Origin of the sequence: Croceicoccus estronivorus (assembly GCF_001625325.1) — a bacterium.
Lineage (GTDB): Bacteria > Pseudomonadota > Alphaproteobacteria > Sphingomonadales > Sphingomonadaceae > Caenibius > Caenibius estronivorus.
In genome coordinates this window covers 158,334-177,490 of sequence record NZ_JRQQ01000010.1, presented here as the reverse complement: position 1 = coordinate 177,490, position 19,157 = coordinate 158,334, and the positions used below count along the sequence as shown (strand labels likewise).

Here is a 19,157-nt window from a genome sequence, read left to right as displayed (position 1 = left end):
GACCCAGTCACGTTGCCCAGAGGATAGCGCAAGTCGGATGGGTCGATGAGAGCGGGGCCCAGAGACTGGGAGGAATGCAATCACCGATTTTCTGGCATTCATTCGGAAGCACGGCAACCTTAAGAAGGCTTGGCAAACCATTAAAGTTAATGGCAACCGCTCTTCTTCTCCCTACGTTAAAGACGATATCGAAAAGTTCTCGACTTCCGAGGATTCAAACATCCGCTCAATATCCACAAAGATTCAACACGGAACCTACGAGTTTTCGCCCGCTAGGGGAATCGCCTTAGAAAAACCTAATAAGCCAGGCAGTGTCCGGCCAATTGTGATTCCGCGTGCGCAGGATAGGTTGGTCCAAAGATGTATATTGGATGCTCTGATCTCAGATCCAACTCTACGCGCGGAAGCATTTCAACCAACCAGTTTCGGCGGCGTTCCAAAACGTAGCAGCACTGAACTCGCAGGGGTCCCCGCAGCGATAAAGGCTGTAATGGATGCGATAATATCGGGTGGAACTCATGTTATTATAGCGGATATTGCATCATTTTTTTCTAATATTCGAAAATCAGACGCTGCGCTAAAAATATCGAAATACAGCTCAGATCCTAAATTCATTGAACTTTTCAATCGCGCAATCAAAGTCGATCTCGACAACCATGAAATAATATGGCGACATAAAGACGCTTTTCCTTATGGCGACATTGGGGTTGGGCAAGGAGTATGTCTGTCACCATTCTTGGGAAATCTCGTATTGAGTGACATCGACAAGGAACTCAATATGGGTGACTGCTCGTGCATTCGTTATGTAGATGATATCATCATCATCGCCCCTTCTGGGCGAGCCGCTTCCGCACGCTTTCGTAAAGCGAAAAAACTGCTTCAAGACAAGGGAATGGAATTTTCGCACGAAAAAACATCAATTACCCCAATAGAGGTAAGTCAGAAATTTGAGTATTTGGGAATAGAGTTCAATAATAGAATGATTCGACCTTCTCAAAAATCGCGCAATAGCATATTAAAAAGAACAATGGATGTAGCATCCCTTTCACTTCAGATGATAAAAAGCTCGCAAAGTGCCTCTGAATTTAACACTAATTACTCAATTCCGCGCACACTCTCAAAGATATCTGGAATGTCTCGAGGATGGGCAAACCACTATCGATTTTGCAATGATATTGAGACAATTATAAATGTAGACCGAAAAATATCAAATTCATTTCTTTCGTACTCAAAAAAATCTATTGAAATAGCAAAACAAAAGATAGACGAAGGGAAACAAGATTTAGCCGCATCTTATTTAGGGTATTCAGGAATGACGGGAGTAGATTTCGATCCATTCGGCTGGGATCAATAAAAAATTCATATCCCACTCATTTCCCCAACATCCCCTTCAAATACTGCCCGGTAAAGCTGCGCTCATTCGCGGCGACCTGCTCCGGCGTGCCTTCCGCCACGATCTCGCCGCCGCGCACGCCGCCTTCCGGGCCGAGGTCCAGAAGCCAGTCGGCGGTCTTGATGACATCCAGATTGTGTTCGATCACCACCACGCTGTTGCCCTGATCCACCAGCCGGTGCAGCACTTCCAGCAGCTTGCGGACATCCTCAAAATGGAGGCCGGTGGTCGGCTCGTCCAGAATATACAGCGTCTGCCCGGTTGAACGGCGGCTGAGTTCCTTGGCCAGCTTCACCCGCTGCGCCTCCCCGCCGGACAGCGTGGTCGCCTGCTGGCCCACTTTGACATAGCCGAGCCCGACTTCGTTCAGCATGTGCATCTTGTCACGGATCGGCGGGACGGCCTTGAAGAATTCCTCCGCATCCTCGATCGTCATGTCGAGCACGTCGGCAATGCTCAATCCCTTGAACTTCACTTCCAGCGTTTCACGGTTGTAGCGTTTGCCGTGGCATTCCTCGCACGTCACATAGACGTCGGGCAGGAAGTGCATTTCGATCTTGATCAGGCCGTCGCCATGGCATGCCTCGCACCGGCCGCCCTTGACGTTGAAGCTGAACCGGCCCGGCTTGTACCCGCGCGCCTGGCTTTCCGGCAGGCCCGCGAACCAGTCGCGGATCTGGGTGAACGCGCCGGTATAAGTCGCCGGGTTGCTGCGCGGGGTGCGGCCGATGGGCGACTGGTCGATCTCGATCACCTTGTCGCAGAATTCCAGCCCGGTGATCTTGTCATGCGCCCCGGCGATGATCCGCGCCCCGTTGAGCTGCCGCGCGGCCCCGGCGTGCAGCGTGTCGATCGTGAAGCTGGACTTGCCCGAACCGGACACCCCCGTCACGCAGGTGAACGTGCCGAGCGGGATCGACGCGGTGACATCGCGCAGGTTGTTCGCCCGCGCGCCATGGACGGTCAGCTTGTGCCCGTTGCCCTTGCGCCGCTGTTTCGGCACAGCGATTTCCCGCGTGCCGTTGAGATAGGCGGCGGTCAGGCTGTCCTTGCTTTTCAGGATCTGTTTCAGCGTGCCTTCGGCCACCACCTGCCCGCCGTGGACACCGGCGCCGGGGCCGAGATCGACGATGTAGTCCGCGGCGCGAATGGCATCCTCGTCATGTTCGACGACGATCACCGTATTGCCGAGATCGCGCAGGTGCTTCAGCGTTTCCAGCAGCATGTCGTTGTCACGCTGATGCAGGCCGATGCTGGGTTCGTCCAGCACGTAGAGCACGCCGGACAGCCCGCTGCCGATCTGGCTGGCCAGGCGGATGCGCTGGCTTTCCCCGCCCGAAAGCGTGCCGCTCGTCCGGTCGAGGTTGAGATAGTCCAGCCCGACGTTGTTGAGGAACCCCAGCCGCTCGTTGATTTCCTTGAGAATGGCTCTGGCGATCTGGTTCTGCTGCTCGCTCAATCGGGTGTGGAGCCCGGCGAAGAACGCCAGTGCATCGGACACGGAAAGCTGCGTCGGCCCGGCAATGTCCTGCCCCGCGACTTTCACCGCCAGCGCCTTCTCGTTCAGCCGCTTGCCGCCGCAGGTCTCGCACGGCTGGGCCGTCTGGTACTTGCTCAGTTCCTCCCGCATCCAGGCGCTGTCGGTTTGCAGCATCCGGCGGTTGAGATTGCCGATCACCCCTTCGAACGGCTTGGAGACGGTGTATTCCTTCTTCCCGTCCTTGAACGTCAGCTCCACCGGCATGCCGCCCGTGCCGTGCAGGATAATCATCCGCTGGTCCGGTTCGAGCGCGTTCCACGGCGTCGTCAGATCGAAGTCATAGGCCCGCGCCAGGCTGGACAGCACCTGCATGTAATAGGGCGACGGCGGGTTGCTCTTGGCCCAGGGAGCCACTGCGCCCTGCTTGAGCGTGAGATTTTCGTTCGGCACCACCAGTTGCGGGTCGAACAGCAGCTTTTCCCCCAGCCCGTCGCAAGCCGCGCAGGCCCCCTGCGGCGCGTTGAAGCTGAACAGCCGCGGCTCGATCTCCTCGATCGTGAAGCCGGATACCGGGCAGGCAAACTTCTCCGAAAAGACGATGCGGTTGGCGGGAATGCCCGCGCCTTTCAGCTGGCCCCCGGTCGCGTTGGGGCCGCCCTGGTCCGCATCGCGCCCCGGCACGTTGCCATCGGCCAGATCGACATAGGCCAGCCCTTCGGCCAGCTTCAGCGCGGTTTCGAAACTGTCGGCCAGCCGCGTTTCGATATCCTCGCGCACGGCCAGCCGGTCGACCACCACTTCGATGTCATGCTTGTACTTCTTGTCGAGCGCCGGGGCGCTTTCGATCTCGTACATCTCGCCGTCGATCCGCACGCGGGTGAAGCCGGCCTTCTGCCATTCGGCCAGTTCCTTGCGATATTCGCCCTTGCGCCCGCGCACCACGGGGGCGAGCAGGTAGAGCCGCGTCCCTTCGGGCAATTCCATCACCCGGTCGACCATGTTGGAAACCGTCTGCGCCTCGATCGGCAGGCCGGTGGCCGGGGAATAGGGCACCCCCACCCGGGCCCACAGCAGGCGCATGTAGTCATAGATTTCCGTTACCGTCGCGACAGTCGAGCGCGGATTGCGGCTGGTCGTCTTCTGTTCGATCGAAATCGCGGGGCTGAGGCCGTCGATATGTTCGACGTCCGGCTTCTGCATCATTTCGAGAAACTGCCGCGCATAGGCGGAGAGACTCTCCACATAGCGCCGCTGCCCTTCCGCATAGATCGTATCGAAGGCGAGGCTGGATTTCCCGGAGCCCGAAAGCCCGGTGATGACGATCAGCTTGTCACGCGGCAGGTCGATATCCACGCCCTTGAGATTGTGTTCCCGGGCGCCGCGGACGGAAATGGTTGTAAGAGGCATGGAGCGCGATCTGGGGTCTTGGAGGGAAAGAGTCCAGAGGCACGATCACCGCACCCCCGGCCCAGGCAATGTTCCGCAAATGTTCGCATTCGTCAAGGCCGCGCTAACGGATAGGGTTAAGTTCCACAGGATCGGCCCTGTTTCATGGGGTTCCCGCGATCCCGGTTTGCAATGAACCGCAAGTTGAAGCACTCTTACGACCGGGTTTCGCGGAGAATATCATGACCATCAAACTGTCTCACAATCTCGTCGTCTTCGGCGCAGCATTTGCCGTGCTGGGTTTCACCCCGCTTGCCGCGCAGGAAGAACCTGCCGCTGCCCCACAGGCCACGGCGGAAGCACCGGACCCCGAGGCGCCCGAACGCGCCCGGCTGAACCGGGAACAGGCGGAGCTGGCCAGGCAGCAGCTGGAACAAAACACCGCCAGCCAGGAAGCGCATGACGAGGCGGTACAGCAGCGCGAAGCCGCCATTCGCGAACAGGAGGCGGCCACCGCGCGGGCCAAGGCCGATTACGACGCGGCAATGGCCCAATGGCGCGCCGATGTGGAAGCGTGCAAGCGCGGCAATCACAGCCGTTGCGCAGCAGGTCAGTAAGGCGTCAGCAAGGCCCGTCTGCCACGGCAGCAACACCTGTACGCCGGAACGGATAACTGAAAAAGAAGGTGGCGATGATCCTTGGCTCCTGCTTAAGGGGCCGGGATCACACAAGCAGAGAGCGTGCCGCAAGCCGCCCTGAACCGGAGAGAATGCCCCATGGACCTGCGTGAAGTTGCCGATCGGCTGGAAATCAACGAAGTCATCGCCCGTTATTGCCATGCCCTCGACCTGAAGGACTGGCCTGCTTTCCGCGCGCTGTTCACTGAAGACGCCGCTCTGGACTTCACGGCATTCGACGGCCCGAAGGGTGGCGTCTCCGATGTCGAGGCTTTCCTGCGCCCGATCGTCGAAAGCCTGGCCGGGACACAGCATATGACAAGCGCCGTGATGATCGATCTCGATGGAGACGAGGCATCCGCACGGTCCGCCGCCATCGTACCGATGACCGCCAATGAGGGTGGCGTGGAAAAGACGATGTTCAATGGCCTGTGGTACGAAGACAAGCTGGTCCGCACACCGTCAGGCTGGCGTTTTCGGGAACGTACCCAGGTGAGAGGCTGGGTCTTCACCCCGGCCTGAATACAACTGCACGGCAGCTCAATGCCGGTCTGCTTCGGAATTACGGCGTGTTTCAGGCCGTCTCTTCCGTGCAACCGGGCTTCATCCTGAAGCCACGGCTGCACGATCGAGCGCCTGTGTCCGCAATGAACCGCAGGCAGGCCGCCCCTTACTTCTTGCCCCAGACCTGGCCAAAGACGAACTCGTCGCCCGTTTCCGCCTGGAACGAGTAGGCCATTTCCCCGGCTTCCGGGCCGAAGAACGCACCCGCGAATCCGCCGGTCGTGCCTTCGCCGAAACCGCCGGAGAATCCAGCGCCCGATATGGCCCCGGTCCCATGCAGGGAAGTGAATGCAGTCAAGGCGCCGCCTTCGACCGGCGTCCCTTCCAGCGTGAGGTCGGTTGCCACGGTAGCCCCTTCGAAATTGGCCGTGAACGTGGCGCTGGAGCCGGAGAGATTATAGAAACCGCCCTTGTATCCGCCCACGCTCATGGCCGTCGTATAGGTCGCTGAACCAGTCGTCGGCACGTCTTCAGCCTGCGTCGTGACACCGAACACCGCAAGTTCGGCAGTCGGCGCAGGAGATGCCTGGTCCAGGAACGTCGCGATACGGGTATAGCTGAGATCGACGCCGCCCACCGCCGGGCGCGCGATCTGCAGGGAATGGCCGTCCTTCTCGAACACATCGACACTATCGGTCGAGATCAGCGGATTGTAGTCGGCCATCCCGAAACGCACCGTCGCACCACCCGGCACGGCAACTTCGATTTCGTCGGCGTCGAGGTAATAGTGCGCGACGGCCCCTTCATCCAGCGGGCGCGTGGCGCCGGGTGCAGGCGCCCCGAAGTTCCCGTTGAGAGAATAAGTGATGCCCGCGGTCTGGAACGTCTGGTCGCCGGTCAGTTCATCGAATGTCCGATACGCAGACGGTGTGGGGTCGGGAGTCGGCTCAGGCTCAGGCTCTGGCTCTGGCTCTGGCTCAGGAGTTGGCTCCGGTTCCGGTTCGGGCTCCGGTTCCGGGGTCGGCTCCGGCTCGGGCGTTGGTTCAGGCTCAGGGGTCGGTTCCGGGTCAGGCGTGGGTTCGGGCGCGGGAGCAGGTTCGGGCGGGGGTGCGCTATTCACCTCGTCACCCCCTCCGCAAGCAGTCAGCATGCACGCAATCGAAAGCAGCGACACTTGTGCCGCCGAACGCAACTTACCCATGAATGAATTCCCCAAGAAAAAACGAAGTAATCAGAACGCGGCAGTAATTCCGAGTTCGGCAGCAACCCTATTGAAATCATATATTTCGACTGAGGATCGATTATATTCGTATTTCAGCCGCGCCAAGGGGGCGATTGAACCGATTCGGAGAGAACGGAACGTCGCAGCAATACTTGCGCTGTAGCGATTATCCTTGCGCAATCGGGGATAGAGAAACAGCCGCTGGTCCGCAGTCAGCCGCGAATAGCCGACGTTCAGAACCACGGTTGTCTTGCCGAATTCCCGGAACAGGAAGGCATCCATTCCGCCGCGCGTCCCGGAATAGCCGGGATCGCGGGCCACCGACCGCTGGGCGGATAGCTGTATCCCTCCCCCGGCGCGCGCGCTGAAAGCCCGCTCGACCGTGCCTGCCAGCATGTACCGGGTCGCATCCTCCAGATCGTTGCGGCGATTGTCGATACGCACCACCGAACCGTCCAGCCTCACCTGGCTGCGCTTGCCCGTGGGGTGCAGCCAGTTGCCTGTCACACCATATGTGAAGCTGTAGGGATCGCCCCCGTACCATCGCCAGGCCGCCAGCCCGGCAAGCGAGAGCCGGTCCCTCCCGGAACGCCATTGCGGCCCCATCTGGGCGGACAGCGCGATGTCGTTGAAATCGCGATGGCGATACAGGTCCGTATCGCCCGACACCCGCGCCAGCAGGTCGAGCCGGTGCGACAGCGGCACTCTTCCATAGGCCTGCCCTTTCAGCGACAGGCCGGTTCCCGATTTCGCCTTCGCATCGTCGTCCAGCGTGAAATCGCCGATGATCGTGCCGAGCGTATCCGCCCTGGTCGCCCGGTTGATATTGTTGCTGGGGGCCAGCGCCACTTCGAAACTGCCGCCGACGCGTTTGAGGCTTTCCAGCGCATTGGCATAGAACCGCACGATCTGGTCCACTTCCGGCGGCAGCCCGCTGGCGCGCACGGCGCGCAATTCGCGCCGGGCGGCGGAAAGGTTGCCCAGTTGCGCCTGCATCCGCGCAAGCTGGAGCCTGACCCCCGGCGTCTCCGGCCTTTCGTCCAGGATCTTGCGAAATTCGACAGCGGCCTCGCGATATTTGCCCTGCTTGTCGGCCAGCATCATGCCGAGGCGAAAACGCGCTTCCGTCCGCAGGTCGATGGCAGGATCGAGAGTCAGCGCGCGATAGGCCGCGCGGGCCGTGTCGTAATCGCCCCGGTCGCGCGCGGCATCGGCGAAGGCGAACATCTCCGCAGCGTTCAATTCCCGCTTTGGTGCGGCTTCATCTGCCGCCGGTGCACCATTCATTCCCGCATCCGGCCCGTTATTCAGCCGTTCGTTCCCGCCTTCGTTCAGGCCGGAAGCCAGCCCGTCCTGCGCCCAGACCGGGCGTGCGGATACAAGGCACAGCACCGCGGCTGCGCCGAATACATATCGTCGCATGATTACCCCCCAAGAGTGGGGTTGCCTTATCGCGCGGAGGGCCGATGTCCACCCGGAGCGCGTTTCTCCCCTGTTCAACTGCAACCATTTCGGGCACATCTCGGCCATTCCTCAAGGCCGCAAGATCAGGAGAGTCCCTTCCCGTGTCGTTCCGCAACCTGCTGCTTACCGCCACGTCCGCCATTTCCATTGCGAGTGTCCCGACCATGAGCCTTGCCGCCGAAAAGGGCGAAGCCGAAGCTGAAGCCCCCGCCGCAACCGCGCCTTCTTCCGGGCCGTTCGCCCACGTTTCCCCGTTGCCGTTTCAGGCCCCCGATTTCGCGCACATTACCGATGCCGACTATCAGCCCGCGATCGAAGCAGGCATGGCTGCGCAACAGGCGGAAATCGCGGCGATTGCCGCCAATCCCGAACCGCCCACGTTCGGCAACACGCTGGCCGCGCTGGAATGGTCGGGCCAGGAACTGAACCGCGCGCTCGCGGCTTTCTATGCCGTGGTCGGCGCGAACACGAACGACACGCTGGACGCCGTGGAAAAGGCGGTTTCCCCGAAGCTGGCCGCCCATGCGGACGAGATCTATCTCAACTCCCTGCTCTTCGCCCGGGTCAAGGCGCTGTATGACGGCCGGGACAACCTCTCGCTAAGCGCGGAACAGGCGCGGTTGCTGGAAGTGACCTACGACCGCTTCGTCAATGCGGGCGCACAACTGGGCGATGCCGACAAGGCCACGCTCAAATCGCTGAACGAACAGCTTTCCACGCTCGGCACCGAATTTTCGCAGAAGCTGACTCAGGCGACCAAGGATGCCGCGCTGGTCGTCGACGCGCGGGAGGAACTGGACGGGCTTTCCGATGCCGAGATCGAAGCCGCGGCGAAAGAAGCGACGGAGCGCGGGCTTGAGGGGAAATATGTCCTCAACCTCATCAACACGACGCAGCAACCGCAGCTTGCCAGCCTGACCAACCGCGAAACGCGCCGTCGGCTCTATGAAGCCAGCGTGACGCGCACTTCGCGCGGGGACGATAACGACACCCGCGCGATCATCGCGCAAATGGCGGAGCTGCGCGCCGAAAAGGCCGCCCTGCTCGGCTATCCGGACTATGCCAGCTACGCGATGTACGACCGCATGGTGAAGAACCCGGCGGACGCGCTGGATTTCATGGCCCGGCTGGTCACGCCGCTGGCCGACAAGCAACTGGCCGAAGCAGGCGAACTGGATGCGGCCATCATGGCCGATGGCGGAGATTTCTCCGTCCGTCCGTGGGATTGGGACTATTACGCGGAGAAAGTCCGCAAGGCGAAATACGATCTCGACGAAGCAAAGGTGAAGCCATACTTCGAGCTGACCCGCGTGCTGGAAGACGGCGTCTTCCATGCGGCGAACATGATGTACGGGCTGACTTTCGAGCGGCGCACCGATATTCCCGTCTATCAGCCCGATGTGACGACCTACACCGTCTATGACAAGGACGGGTCGGAACTGGGCCTGTTCTATTTCGACCCCTTCGCCCGCCCCAACAAGCAGGGCGGCGCCTGGATGGGCAATTTCGTCGAACAATCGCGGCTGCTCGGCACCAAGCCGGTGATCTACAACGTGCTGAACATTTCGAAAGCCGCCGCAGGCGAACCCCAGCTGGTGAGCTGGGACAACGTGGTGACGCTGTTCCACGAATTCGGCCATGCCCTGCACGGCCTGTTCGCGGATCAGGACTATCTCTCCGTTTCCGGCACCAACACCGCGCGCGATTTCGTTGAGTTTCCCAGCCAGTTCAACGAGAATTTCGCCAGCCAGCCGGCCATCCTGTCACACTATGCCAAGCATTATCAGACGGGCGAAACGATCCCCGATGCGCTGGTCGAAAAGATCGACCGGGCCAGCAAGTTCAATCAGGGCTATGCGCTGGGCGAAGTCGTGGCCGCGGCGCTGCTGGACATGAAGTGGCACGCACTCAAGGCCGGGCAGAAGGTGCCGGATGCCGATGCGTTCGAAAAGGCCGCGCTGGATAGCCTGGCCCTGCGGGTCGATCTGGTCCCGCCGCGTTATTACAGCCCCTATTTCCGCCACATCTGGGACCACGGTTATGCGGCAGGCTACTATTCCTACCTCTGGACCGAAATGATCGCGCATGACGCATTCGCCTACATGATGAATCAGGGCGGCGGGCTGACGCGCGAGGCAGGCGACACGTTCCGGGCGAAGATCCTCAGCCGCGGCAACACGATGGACTATGCCGAAATGTATCGCGCCTATGCCGGGCGCGATCCGCAGATCGACGCCATGGTGGAAGCACGCGGCCTCGGCCCGGACAGCGGCGAATAAGACGCACAGCGGCCCCGCCGGAGAACCGGGCCTAGCGCGTGGCCAAAGCCCGCGCGCCCGGTTCGCCCAGCCAGCGGGCCGCGACGCCCCACACCCGCGCGATGACGGCTTCCGACAGCGCCTCTTGCGGCGGCCCGTCGGCTGCCAGCCGCCCCTGTTCCAGAACCAGCACCCGGTCCGCATGATTCATTGCCAGAGCGAGATCGTGCAGCACCAGAACAACGCCAGCCCCACGCTGCGCCGCTTCACCCAGCCGGGCCAGCAATGCGAGCTGATGCGCGAGGTCGAGCGCGGCAAGCGGTTCGTCGGCCAATATCCAGCGGGGCTGGCCCGCCAGCACCCGCGCCAGCAACGCCCGCGCCTTTTCCCCGCCTGACAGCTGCGACACAGGGCGCTGGGCCAAAGGCTGAAGATCGAGCGCCGCGATGGTCGCCTCAATCGCGGCAGCCCCCGCTCCTGCCGCATCGCCATGCGGCAGACGCCCCAGAGCGACGAGGCTGTCCACCGATACGTCCCATGCGACTTCGGCGGATTGCGGAAGATAGCCGATGGCCTTCGCCCGCACTCGCGGCACGAGACCGGACAGCGCGCCTCCATCCAGCAGCACCTGCCCGCTGTCGGGCCGCAGCAATCCCGCCAGCGTGGAAAGAAGGGTCGATTTACCGGCACCGTTGGGCCCGCATATGGCCGTGACCGTTCCGGGTTCGAGCGCGACCGAAAGCCCGTGCAATGCCGGATGGTGGCCAAGGGTAACTGCGATGTCGCGCGCTTCCAGCATCACGCCATCCCCCGCCGCATGCGCAACAGCAAGGCCAGGAAGAACGGTGCGCCAAGCAGGCTCAGGGCGATGCCCAGCCGCAATTCGGTAACCAGCGGCAGAATGCGGCAAAGCGCATCCGCGACAAGCACCAGCAGGGCACCAGCCAGCGCACTGGGCACCAGCAGCGAAGATGGCCGCCGGTCGGTAAGCGGACGGACGAGATGCGGCACGATCAATCCGACGAAGCCGACGACCCCCGCCACTGCCACTCCCGAACCGACTGTCAGCCCGACCCCCGCGATCAGCCATGCCTGCAATTGTACTGGCTGGATTCCCAGCGAACGGGCCGCCGCCTCACCCAGCGTCAAGGCATCCAGCCCCCTGCCTGCCCTTGTCAGGCACACGATCCCCGCCAGAGTGAGCGGCGCGGCCAGCCAGACTTCATGCCACCCCCGGTCGGTCAACGCCCCCATCAGCCAGGTGACGATTTCGGAAACCGCGAACGCATTCGGCGCGAAACTGATGAGCAGCGAAGTCAATGCCCCGGCCAGACTGGCCAGCATCATCCCCGCCAGAGTAAACAGGGCAATCCCGCCTGTCCGCCCGGCAATCAAGGCCAGCAGCGCCATGGCCCCTGCCGCACCCGCAAGAGCGAACAGTGGCAACAGCCACGCCGTGGCAAGGCCGAGAAACAAGGCCAGCACAGCCCCCAGCGCCGCCCCCGGTGCAATGCCGAACAGGCCGGGATCGGCCAGCGGATTGCGCAAATAGCCCTGCATAGCCGCACCCGCCGCGCCCAGCCCGGCCCCGACTACGATCGCAAGGATACCGCGCGGCAATCGCAGTTCCATCAGGATCACTGCGGCATTGGGCGTGCTCCAGGGGTCAAGCCATATCCGCCCTGCCAGCAGCGACAGCGGCAAGGCGATGACCAGCAGAATCGCGAACAGCCATGTCGCCCGATGCTTCATGCGACCGGCCCTTTCCGGGTCGGAGATTGCGCGGTTGCGGCATCCCGTTCGCGCCGCACTTCCGACAGTCTTGCAACGGCGCGGATAATGGTCGGCCCGCCGCAATAGAGCAGACCGGGATCGAACCGCGCCCTCTGCGTTCCGGTCAAGGCATCCAGTGCGGGATGCGCAAGCATCCGGTCTTCCCCGTCGCCCGGCGTCCCTGCCGTCAGGATCAGTTCCGGCGGATCGGACAGCATCTCTTCCAATGGCAGGTAATCGGCCTGCCCCAGCCCCCGTTCGGCGGACTGGCTGACAAAGCCCGTGCGCCGCATCAGATCGCTGACCAGCGCATCGTGCCCCGGCACGATACCGCCGGATTGCCACACGACAGTTGCAATCGGGCGATGGCCGGGCGACGGTGCTGCGGCATCCAGTGCTCGTTCTATCCGGGCGACCAGAGCCTCCCCCCGTTCGGGGTGGCCCGCCAGCCGGGCAATACGGCGAACGCGGGCCAGACTATCACCCACATTGTGTTCGATGGCGAACGCTTCGACCTTGATCCCCATCCGCTGAAACCCGTCCCGAGTGGCCGGGGGCATGAACGTGCCCGCCATCACCACATCGGGCTTCAGCGCCATGACCTCTTCCACAGTACCACCGGTAGCGCGGAACTGGCGCGCCACTGCAAGCGGCATCGAACTGGCGCGCGGATCGCGGCTGTAATGCGAAATCGCCAGAATCTGTTCGGGATCGGCCACTTCGGCCAGGATCGCATCGACACAGGGGTTCAGCGAAACGATGGCCGGATGGTCCCGTTTCGCCGTGTCCGGTGCCCCGGTGCATCCTCCCATGGTCAGGGCCGCCGCGCAGGCCAGCCCACCATGGAACACCGCCCGGATCAAGCGCATCCCCCGCGTGTGCGGGAACGGCTCTGCCGGGCGGTTTCCAGTCAATGCTATTTCCTCAACCGAACGCCGAAATAGGCGGCCCGGCCTTGTGTGCCATAGCCCGCGGCAATCGCATAATCCTGGTCCCAGACATTTTCGACGCGGCCAAACAGCTCGATCATGTCATTGACCCGGTAGCTCGCCCGGATATCGCCCAGCGCGTAACTGTCGAGCTTTGTCGCATTGGCGCGATCGTCGAAGGCATCGCCGACCACGCGCACATCGAACCCCAGTGCCAGTCCCATGGTGCTTTCCCAATCGAGCGAAGCGGAAACCATGTGCGCCGGACGGCGGGCGAAATCGGCGCCGCGATACACGTCTCCCGGCGTGCGGTTTTCCGTGTCGGTATAGCTGTAGGCGAACTGGCTGGAGAGGCCGGGTGCCCATTGCAGGCCCACTTCCGCCTCGATGCCTTGCGCCCGCCCCTTGCCGACATTGTAGTAAAAACCGGACGGGCGCGTGGCGCAGAGCGGAGCCGTACCCGACCAGCAACTGAAGAAGTCGATCAGGTTCTTCGAATCCCGGCGATAGGCCGTCAGAGAGAGATAGACCGGATCGCCCCGCTCCCCATGGCTCACGCCGACCTCGTACCCCTTGCTGCGTTCCGGCAGCAGGTCGGGGTTCCCGTATTGCGACAGCAACTGGTACAGTGTCGGCGCCTTGAACCCTTCGCCATAGGCGGCGCGCAAACGCCAGCCGGGCGCGATTTCGTAGGCGCCATTGGCACCGAACGTCCATTCCCCGCCGAAATCGGAATGATCGTCGTACCGCATACCGGCAGTCACGATCAGACGATCCCCATAATAACCCAGCAGGGCATGAACGCTGCCGTTGTGCGCCTTTCCGGCGTCCGGCGCGTTGCTGAACCGGCTCCATTCGTAATCGCCGCCGAAATCAAGTGCGAGCTGGCCCGGCAAGGCGACCCGTCCGAACAGCTCCGCCCGTTCGGAGCGGCCGTCGATGCTGTAAGGATAGGAGGGATCGTCTCCCACCCGCTCCGTGTCGGAGATGGAGAAGCCCGCGTTCAGTTTCAGAATGCCGACATCGTAAAGCGCGCCGACGCGGCCCGACCAGGCGCGCAGCTTTTCCGTCACGTCCGCATCGGCGAAAGTGTAATTGGGCGGCGGATAACCGTCGAGATCGACTTTCCCGTGCGTGTAACGCGCATTGGCCGTGAGCGAGAGCGTCTCGGTCACATGATAACGTGCGCGACCGGCGAGGTTGTACTGCCTGTACCCGTCCTTCTCGGTGCCGGAAGCCGCGGATGAATAGCCACCCGCATCGACGAAGCCGGCGGACAGCGCCGCCTCCAGCTTTTCATTCGTCATTCCGGCAGCGGCAGAGGCGGTTACCCGGTCGTCCCCGCCATATTCGACACTGGCGGAATAGCCGTTTTCAATCCGGGTGACGATGTTCATCACCCCGCCCATTGCCTGACTGCCCCAGACAACCGAGTTCGGGCCGCGCAGCAATTCGATGCTGTCGATCGTTGCCGTGTTCAACTGCGACAGGTCGAATTCGGCGTTGGCGTTGGCCGGGTCGTTCGCCCGCACCCCGTCGATCAGCACCAGCGTCTGCCCGGCCGGAGCGCCGCGCACGCCCAGCAATGTCAGGCTGCCCATCGGGCCGGTACGCGTGAAAGTCGTGCCCGGAAGGCGCTGAATCACGCGCGTGACATCGGCACCCTGAACGCGCTCGATCTCGTCACGCGTGATGACGGTGACGGCCTGCCCCGTGTGCTCGACCGGTTGCGCCAGACCTGTGGCGGTAACGGTGATCTCACCATCCTCAGCCATGGCAGGCTGCGCCACGGCCAGTGAAGACCCCAAGAGAAACAGATATTTATACATAAAACCTCCCGCGACGAACGATGTGCCGTTCGTGGCGAGAGGCGCCCTGCGAATAGCCGCCCCGACGCTGCCCAAGGTACACCCCGCCCCTCGGCTGAACGACTGACACGGGCAGGTCTCCTGGCTCCCGGATCGTCGCGCCCCACCCGCCTTCCCGGCCATTGAGAGGCAAAAGCCCCAGGCCAGTGGCATATCGGAAGGAACGCTCCCCGGTCACAGTTGCGGGGGCAGCGCCGGTTTGACTCCGGCTTCCCTCTTAGGCCCGGACAGGGCCAACGGCCCGCCCGGACAACCCATGACGTGCGCGCCCTTTATGCGGCGATGCTACGCATGGCAAGCACCGCACGCATCGCGATCAGACCGCCATCGCGCGGGACACGCCCTTCATTCGTTAACCTTTGCTCCGCTACTGTATCGCTTCGGGACGGCGGCCAGAACACGGCTGCGCGTTTCCGGAATTGCAGCTACGCGCCGAAGCGCGATTTTCGCACCCCACCGGAAGGGCAGCCTCTTTTGATTTCCACCCGTTTTCCCGTCGAGGACCGGCCAGGCGATTTCAGCGCCCGGTTCAGCCGCCGTTCGCGGCCGCTTTCGGCGCGGTGGCGGATGAAGCATCGCGGGCGGCGGCTCGCCGTGCTGGCAGTGGCCGTGGCCGTGCCCGCATTTGCCGCGCCGGGGGAATGGCGTAGGCCGGTAATGGTTCGCGACCATGCGGCCGACGCCACGTCCATGGGTTTCGAAACCGCTGGCGAGAGCTTTCCCGGTTCCGCCTTTTACTACCTCGCCGATGACGACCTGACCCCGGCGGCTGCCGCCGGAAACGGCGATCTGGATACCGGCGCGCATTGGGATAACGAAGATCCCGCTCCGGGTGCGTCACGCGCTGTCATTTCTGCCGCCCGCCCGCTGGTGGCATCCGGCACTGCCGGGGATGAAGCCCGCGCCTTGCAGTGCCTGACCATGGCGATCTACTATGAAGCGGCCAGTGAATCCGATGCCGGGCAACGCGCCGTCGCGCAGGTCGTGCTCAACCGGGTCGCGCATCCGACTTACCCGAACACCGTTTGCGGCGTCGTCTTCCAGGGGTCAGAGCGCAAGACGGGTTGCCAGTTCACTTTCACCTGCGACGGTTCGCTGTCACGCACACCATCGCGCTTCGGCTGGAACCGCGCCCGTGCGGTGGCGCAGGCCGCCCTGAATGGCGCGGTCTATGCTCCTGTCGGGCTGGCGACGCATTATCATACCATTCAGGTCAATCCTTACTGGGCCAAGGGCCTGGATCGTCTGACCACGATCGGGGCGCACATCTTCTATGGCTGGCGCGGCGCGGCCGGGCGTTTGTCCGCCTTTCGCAGCGCATATGCCGGTAACGAGCCCGCTGCCTCGCCCCACGCCCGCACTGTCACCGATCCCGTTGCAGCACTCGATCCCGTGGCGCTGGCGAAGGCCTACTCGGACGGCCTGCAACGCGCGAGCGCGTCTACCCCGCCCCGGCCCGACTACACCCCGGCCATCGAAGCACGCGGCGGCGATGCCTTATATGACGGCACCAGATTGCCGCAGACGGGCAGCGTGAAAGCGGAATACGCGCGCACCGGCGAGTGGATCGCCGCCCCTCGCTGAGAGCCGCTTTGCACCGGGCGATACGCCAAACGATTGCAGAACGCGGTTCCCTCATTGCATCCCGAAATTCTGCACCCTTCGGCAAATCACTAACAACGCGGTAACCATGACCGCGAACGAAGGCTTAGCCCGGCCTGATTAGACGAACGCCTCCGGACACTGCGCAACGAGGCCTTTCGATGACAATTCATTTCGCAGCCGCTCGAAACGCCACCAATTCGCCGGTGGCGCGGGTCATGAAGTGTCCGAAATCCCGTCGTCCTGCAAACGATGTCGATACCGCTACCAGCGATCTGATGCTCTATGCCGCACTCCGCCATTTCTCCGAATATGGGCTGAGCGCGCCCCAGGAAGCCCGCGCGCAGGCGAAAGCCGCCTTCTTCGCCGGTGACCGGAAATCCTATGACTGGTGGCTGGAGATCTGCCGCAGGCTGGACAAGCGCATGGCCCGGGAACTGAGCAGCGAGACAGAAAGCACTCGTGCCTGAATGCGTCTTGTCAGCCGATTGACCCTAGGGCAGCGCCGTATCATTGGTAAGCAGCCTCTTAACCACTCGGTCACGCTTTTTGGCTAAGCCTTCCGCGCAGGGGCGAACAGGAGCAAGCCAATAACACGGTTGCGCAATATGATGACACGATTGGTCACCGGCGATGACGCCGTGGATGACCGCGTGCGCGCGCTGCTGCTCGAAACGCTTTATACCCAGCCCACCAGTCTGGCCATCGGCGCTATCAACGGCGTCGTCTCCAGCGCCATCGCCGCCTATCTCAGCAACAATATCGTGCTTACGCAGGCAGCCGTCATTCTGACTGTTGTCGCCGTGATCAGAATTGCACTGGGTTACTGGATCGGACAGCGCGATATCGCACCGGAAGACGCCCGCAAATGGGAAATAACCTACGAAGTCGGCGCTTTTAGTTACTCCATCATGCTCGGCATGATCGCCGCGCTCAGCATCTGGCTGGATGTGGGCGGCCATGTCCAGGTCATGACAGTGGCGGTGGCGCTATGTTACGGCACCGGCATCGCCGCGCGCAATGCCGGGCGGCCCGCCATTGCCATCGGCCAGCTTTTCCTGTCGATCGTGCCCGTCATCGCCGCCCTGATCGCGAACGGATCGCTGGCCTATATCGCGCTCGGCATCACGGTCATCCTGCTTCTGCCCGCGATGACGTCGATCACGCTCAACGTCTTCGCCACCCTGCGCAAATCGATCCTCGAAGCCGAAAACAGCACCAAGCTGGCGGATCGCATGCAGGTCCTGGCCCGGACCGATGTCGTCACCGGCCTCGCCAACCGGGCGGGGCTTAACCACGAACTGACCGAGAAATACCTGGCCCTGCCCCACAATCGCAAGCTGATGCTGCTGTGGATCGATCTCGACCGGTTCAAGGAAGTCAACGACACGCTCGGCCATTCCGTCGGCGACAAGGTTCTCGCCGAAGTCGCCCAGAGGTTGTCGACACAGGCCCCTGACGGGGCCACGCTTGCGCGTTTCGGCGGCGATGAATTCATCGTCGCATGCGAACTGGCCAATCGGGCAGATGCCGAACATCTCGCCGGATATATCCTCGACGAACTCCATCGCCCCTTCAGAGTGGATGGCGAACGGCTGGAACTCGGCGGATCGCTGGGTGTGGCCCTGCTGCCCGATGACGGTCACGATATCGCCACACTGATGCAGAGCGCCGATCTCGCGCTCTATCATGCCAAGGTCGCCGGTGGGCATCAGGCGAGCTTCTTCGACCCGTCGATGACCCGCAACCTCGTCCGCCGCAAAGAGATCGAGGCCGAACTGCGCGCCGCGATCCAGCAGGACGAATTGTCGATCTTCTTCCAGCCGATCGTCGATCTGGAAACGGGCCGCATCCGCACATTCGAAGCACTGGTGCGGTGGTTCCATCCCGAGAAGGGCGAACTGCGACCGGACGAATTCATCCCGGTGGCGGAAGAAACCGGAGTCATCATCACTCTGGGCAACTGGATCGCGGTCCAGGCGGCCAAGGCCTGCGCCCAGTGGCCGGAAGACGTCACGGTGGCGGTCAACCTGTCTCCGATGCAGATCAAGGCACCGGGCGCAGCACTCGGCATTCAGAGCGCCCTGCGCGAGGCCGGTCTCGACCCTGCCCGGCTGGAACTGGAAGTGACCGAGAGCCTGTTCCTCGAAGACAACGAAAACACCGCCCACTTCATCGAAGAACTTTCCGCCATGGGCGTGCGTTTCGCTCTCGACGATTTCGGCACCGGCTTCTCTTCGCTCGGCTACATCAACAAGTTCCCGTTCAAGAAGATCAAGGTCGACCGCAGCTTCGTCTCCGGCCCCAACATTGGCCGCAAGACGGAAGCGATCATCCGCGCCGTGGCCGAAATGGGTTCCACGCTGGAAATGGACATCGTGGCGGAAGGGCTGGAAACGGTCGAACAGGTCCAGGCAGTGCGGAACGCAGGGTGCAATCTCGGCCAGGGATACTATTTCAGCCGTGCCGTGCCCGACTATCTGGCCGCCATGCTGCTCGCCCGCGAACGCGACACGCAGCAACATAAATTGCAAGCGAGTTGAATTTTGACTGAACTTGCCCATCGGGGCGAGAAGTCAGGCCTTACAACAGGAACCAATC

General features: G+C 62.3%; 14 protein-coding genes, 1 pseudogene and 1 riboswitch. Of the genes and pseudogenes, 8 read left to right on the top strand and 7 right to left on the bottom strand.

Features of this window, described 5'->3' with window-relative positions:
- Window positions 1-79 precede the first annotated feature (79 nt).
- Window positions 80-1,354, top strand: a complete 1,275-nt coding sequence (locus tag MB02_RS17535) for a reverse transcriptase domain-containing protein (protein WP_082826247.1) — start codon at window positions 80-82, stop codon at window positions 1,352-1,354.
- Between the two features lie 16 nt (window positions 1,355-1,370).
- On the opposite strand, the gene uvrA is transcribed toward MB02_RS17535, so the two are convergent.
- Window positions 1,371-4,280 carry an excinuclease ABC subunit UvrA gene (gene uvrA, locus MB02_RS15565; protein WP_067539764.1) on the bottom strand — a complete coding sequence of 970 codons (2,910 nt, stop codon included), beginning with the start codon at window positions 4,278-4,280 and terminating at the stop codon, window positions 1,371-1,373.
- 221 nt (window positions 4,281-4,501) lie between these two features.
- Here uvrA and MB02_RS15560 point away from each other — a divergent pair, with 221 nt between their 5' ends.
- Window positions 4,502-4,876 (top strand): hypothetical protein, encoded by a 375-nt coding sequence (locus MB02_RS15560; RefSeq protein WP_067539761.1) that lies wholly within the window; start codon window positions 4,502-4,504, stop codon window positions 4,874-4,876.
- Window positions 4,877-5,035: 159 nt separating this feature from the next.
- Window positions 5,036-5,458 carry a nuclear transport factor 2 family protein gene (locus MB02_RS15555; RefSeq protein WP_067539753.1) on the top strand — a complete coding sequence of 141 codons (423 nt, stop codon included), beginning with the start codon at window positions 5,036-5,038 and terminating at the stop codon, window positions 5,456-5,458.
- A 148-nt stretch (window positions 5,459-5,606) separates the two neighbouring features.
- Here MB02_RS15555 and MB02_RS18190 read toward each other — a convergent pair whose 3' ends face one another.
- Window positions 5,607-6,164, bottom strand: coding sequence for a transferrin-binding protein-like solute binding protein (locus MB02_RS18190; RefSeq protein ID WP_407919342.1), 558 nt, complete (start codon window positions 6,162-6,164; stop codon window positions 5,607-5,609).
- A gap of 142 nt (window positions 6,165-6,306) precedes the next feature.
- Between MB02_RS18190 and MB02_RS18185 the strand changes: the two are divergent.
- A pseudogene (locus MB02_RS18185) lies at window positions 6,307-6,609 on the top strand (hypothetical protein); the annotation flags it as partial.
- A gap of 62 nt (window positions 6,610-6,671) precedes the next feature.
- Here the strand turns inward: MB02_RS18185 and MB02_RS15545 are convergent.
- Window positions 6,672-8,084 (bottom strand): surface lipoprotein assembly modifier, encoded by a 1,413-nt coding sequence (locus MB02_RS15545; RefSeq protein ID WP_170304757.1) that lies wholly within the window; start codon window positions 8,082-8,084, stop codon window positions 6,672-6,674.
- A 143-nt stretch (window positions 8,085-8,227) separates the two neighbouring features.
- On the opposite strand from MB02_RS15545, the gene MB02_RS15540 reads away from it, so the two are divergent.
- Window positions 8,228-10,405 (top strand): M3 family metallopeptidase, encoded by a 2,178-nt coding sequence (locus tag MB02_RS15540; RefSeq protein WP_235829545.1) that lies wholly within the window; start codon window positions 8,228-8,230, stop codon window positions 10,403-10,405.
- A gap of 31 nt (window positions 10,406-10,436) precedes the next feature.
- Here MB02_RS15540 and MB02_RS15535 read toward each other — a convergent pair whose 3' ends face one another.
- Genes MB02_RS15535 through MB02_RS15520 form a run of 4 tightly spaced genes read right to left on the bottom strand, consistent with a single transcriptional unit; the run spans window position 10,437 to window position 14,915 of the window.
- A complete protein-coding gene (locus MB02_RS15535; RefSeq protein WP_067539748.1) occupies window positions 10,437-11,183 on the bottom strand; it encodes an ABC transporter ATP-binding protein in 747 nt (248 codons plus the stop codon).
- Window positions 11,183-12,136, bottom strand: coding sequence for a FecCD family ABC transporter permease (locus tag MB02_RS15530; protein WP_067539746.1), 954 nt, complete (start codon window positions 12,134-12,136; stop codon window positions 11,183-11,185). The genes MB02_RS15535 and MB02_RS15530 overlap by 1 nt, the downstream gene beginning before the upstream one ends.
- A complete protein-coding gene (locus MB02_RS15525) occupies window positions 12,133-13,071 on the bottom strand; it encodes an ABC transporter substrate-binding protein (RefSeq protein WP_067539743.1) in 939 nt (312 codons plus the stop codon). Before MB02_RS15525 ends, MB02_RS15530 begins: the two co-directional genes overlap by 4 nt.
- Window positions 13,072-13,073: 2 nt before the next feature.
- Window positions 13,074-14,915: a TonB-dependent receptor plug domain-containing protein gene (locus MB02_RS15520; protein ID WP_067539740.1), complete on the bottom strand. Its 1,842-nt coding sequence runs from the start codon at window positions 14,913-14,915 to the stop codon at window positions 13,074-13,076.
- 93 nt (window positions 14,916-15,008) lie between these two features.
- A riboswitch (cobalamin riboswitch) is annotated at window positions 15,009-15,218 on the bottom strand.
- 27 nt (window positions 15,219-15,245) lie between these two features.
- Between MB02_RS15520 and MB02_RS15515 the strand changes: the two genes are divergently transcribed.
- The 3 genes from MB02_RS15515 (at window position 15,246) to MB02_RS15505 (ending at window position 19,099) form a co-directional block, all read left to right on the top strand.
- Window positions 15,246-16,538: a cell wall hydrolase gene (locus MB02_RS15515; RefSeq protein ID WP_082826255.1), complete on the top strand. Its 1,293-nt coding sequence runs from the start codon at window positions 15,246-15,248 to the stop codon at window positions 16,536-16,538.
- Window positions 16,539-16,717: 179 nt separating this feature from the next.
- Window positions 16,718-17,026 carry a hypothetical protein gene (locus MB02_RS15510; RefSeq protein ID WP_067539737.1) on the top strand — a complete coding sequence of 103 codons (309 nt, stop codon included), beginning with the start codon at window positions 16,718-16,720 and terminating at the stop codon, window positions 17,024-17,026.
- 138 nt (window positions 17,027-17,164) lie between these two features.
- On the top strand, window positions 17,165-19,099 hold the full coding sequence (locus tag MB02_RS15505; protein WP_235829544.1) for a putative bifunctional diguanylate cyclase/phosphodiesterase: 1,935 nt from the start codon (window positions 17,165-17,167) through the stop codon (window positions 19,097-19,099).
- The last annotated feature ends 58 nt before the right edge of the window (window positions 19,100-19,157 follow it).

What these genes read in the sequence shown, in the direction of transcription:
- uvrA (WP_067539764.1), bottom strand. Translation starts at nt 4,280, where the DNA reads ATGCCTCTTACAACCATTTCCGTCCGCGGCGCCCGGGAACACAATCTC.
- MB02_RS15560 (WP_067539761.1), top strand. Translation starts at nt 4,502, where the DNA reads ATGACCATCAAACTGTCTCACAATCTCGTCGTCTTCGGCGCAGCATTT.
- MB02_RS15555 (WP_067539753.1), top strand. Translation starts at nt 5,036, where the DNA reads ATGGACCTGCGTGAAGTTGCCGATCGGCTGGAAATCAACGAAGTCATC.
- MB02_RS18190 (WP_407919342.1), bottom strand. Translation starts at nt 6,164, where the DNA reads ATGGCCGACTACAATCCGCTGATCTCGACCGATAGTGTCGATGTGTTC.
- MB02_RS15545 (WP_170304757.1), bottom strand. Translation starts at nt 8,084, where the DNA reads ATGCGACGATATGTATTCGGCGCAGCCGCGGTGCTGTGCCTTGTATCC.
- MB02_RS15535 (WP_067539748.1), bottom strand. Translation starts at nt 11,183, where the DNA reads ATGCTGGAAGCGCGCGACATCGCAGTTACCCTTGGCCACCATCCGGCA.
- MB02_RS15530 (WP_067539746.1), bottom strand. Translation starts at nt 12,136, where the DNA reads ATGAAGCATCGGGCGACATGGCTGTTCGCGATTCTGCTGGTCATCGCC.
- MB02_RS15520 (WP_067539740.1), bottom strand. Translation starts at nt 14,915, where the DNA reads ATGTATAAATATCTGTTTCTCTTGGGGTCTTCACTGGCCGTGGCGCAG.
- MB02_RS15515 (WP_082826255.1), top strand. Translation starts at nt 15,246, where the DNA reads ATGGCAAGCACCGCACGCATCGCGATCAGACCGCCATCGCGCGGGACA.
- MB02_RS15510 (WP_067539737.1), top strand. Translation starts at nt 16,718, where the DNA reads ATGACAATTCATTTCGCAGCCGCTCGAAACGCCACCAATTCGCCGGTG.
- MB02_RS15505 (WP_235829544.1), top strand. Translation starts at nt 17,165, where the DNA reads ATGATGACACGATTGGTCACCGGCGATGACGCCGTGGATGACCGCGTG.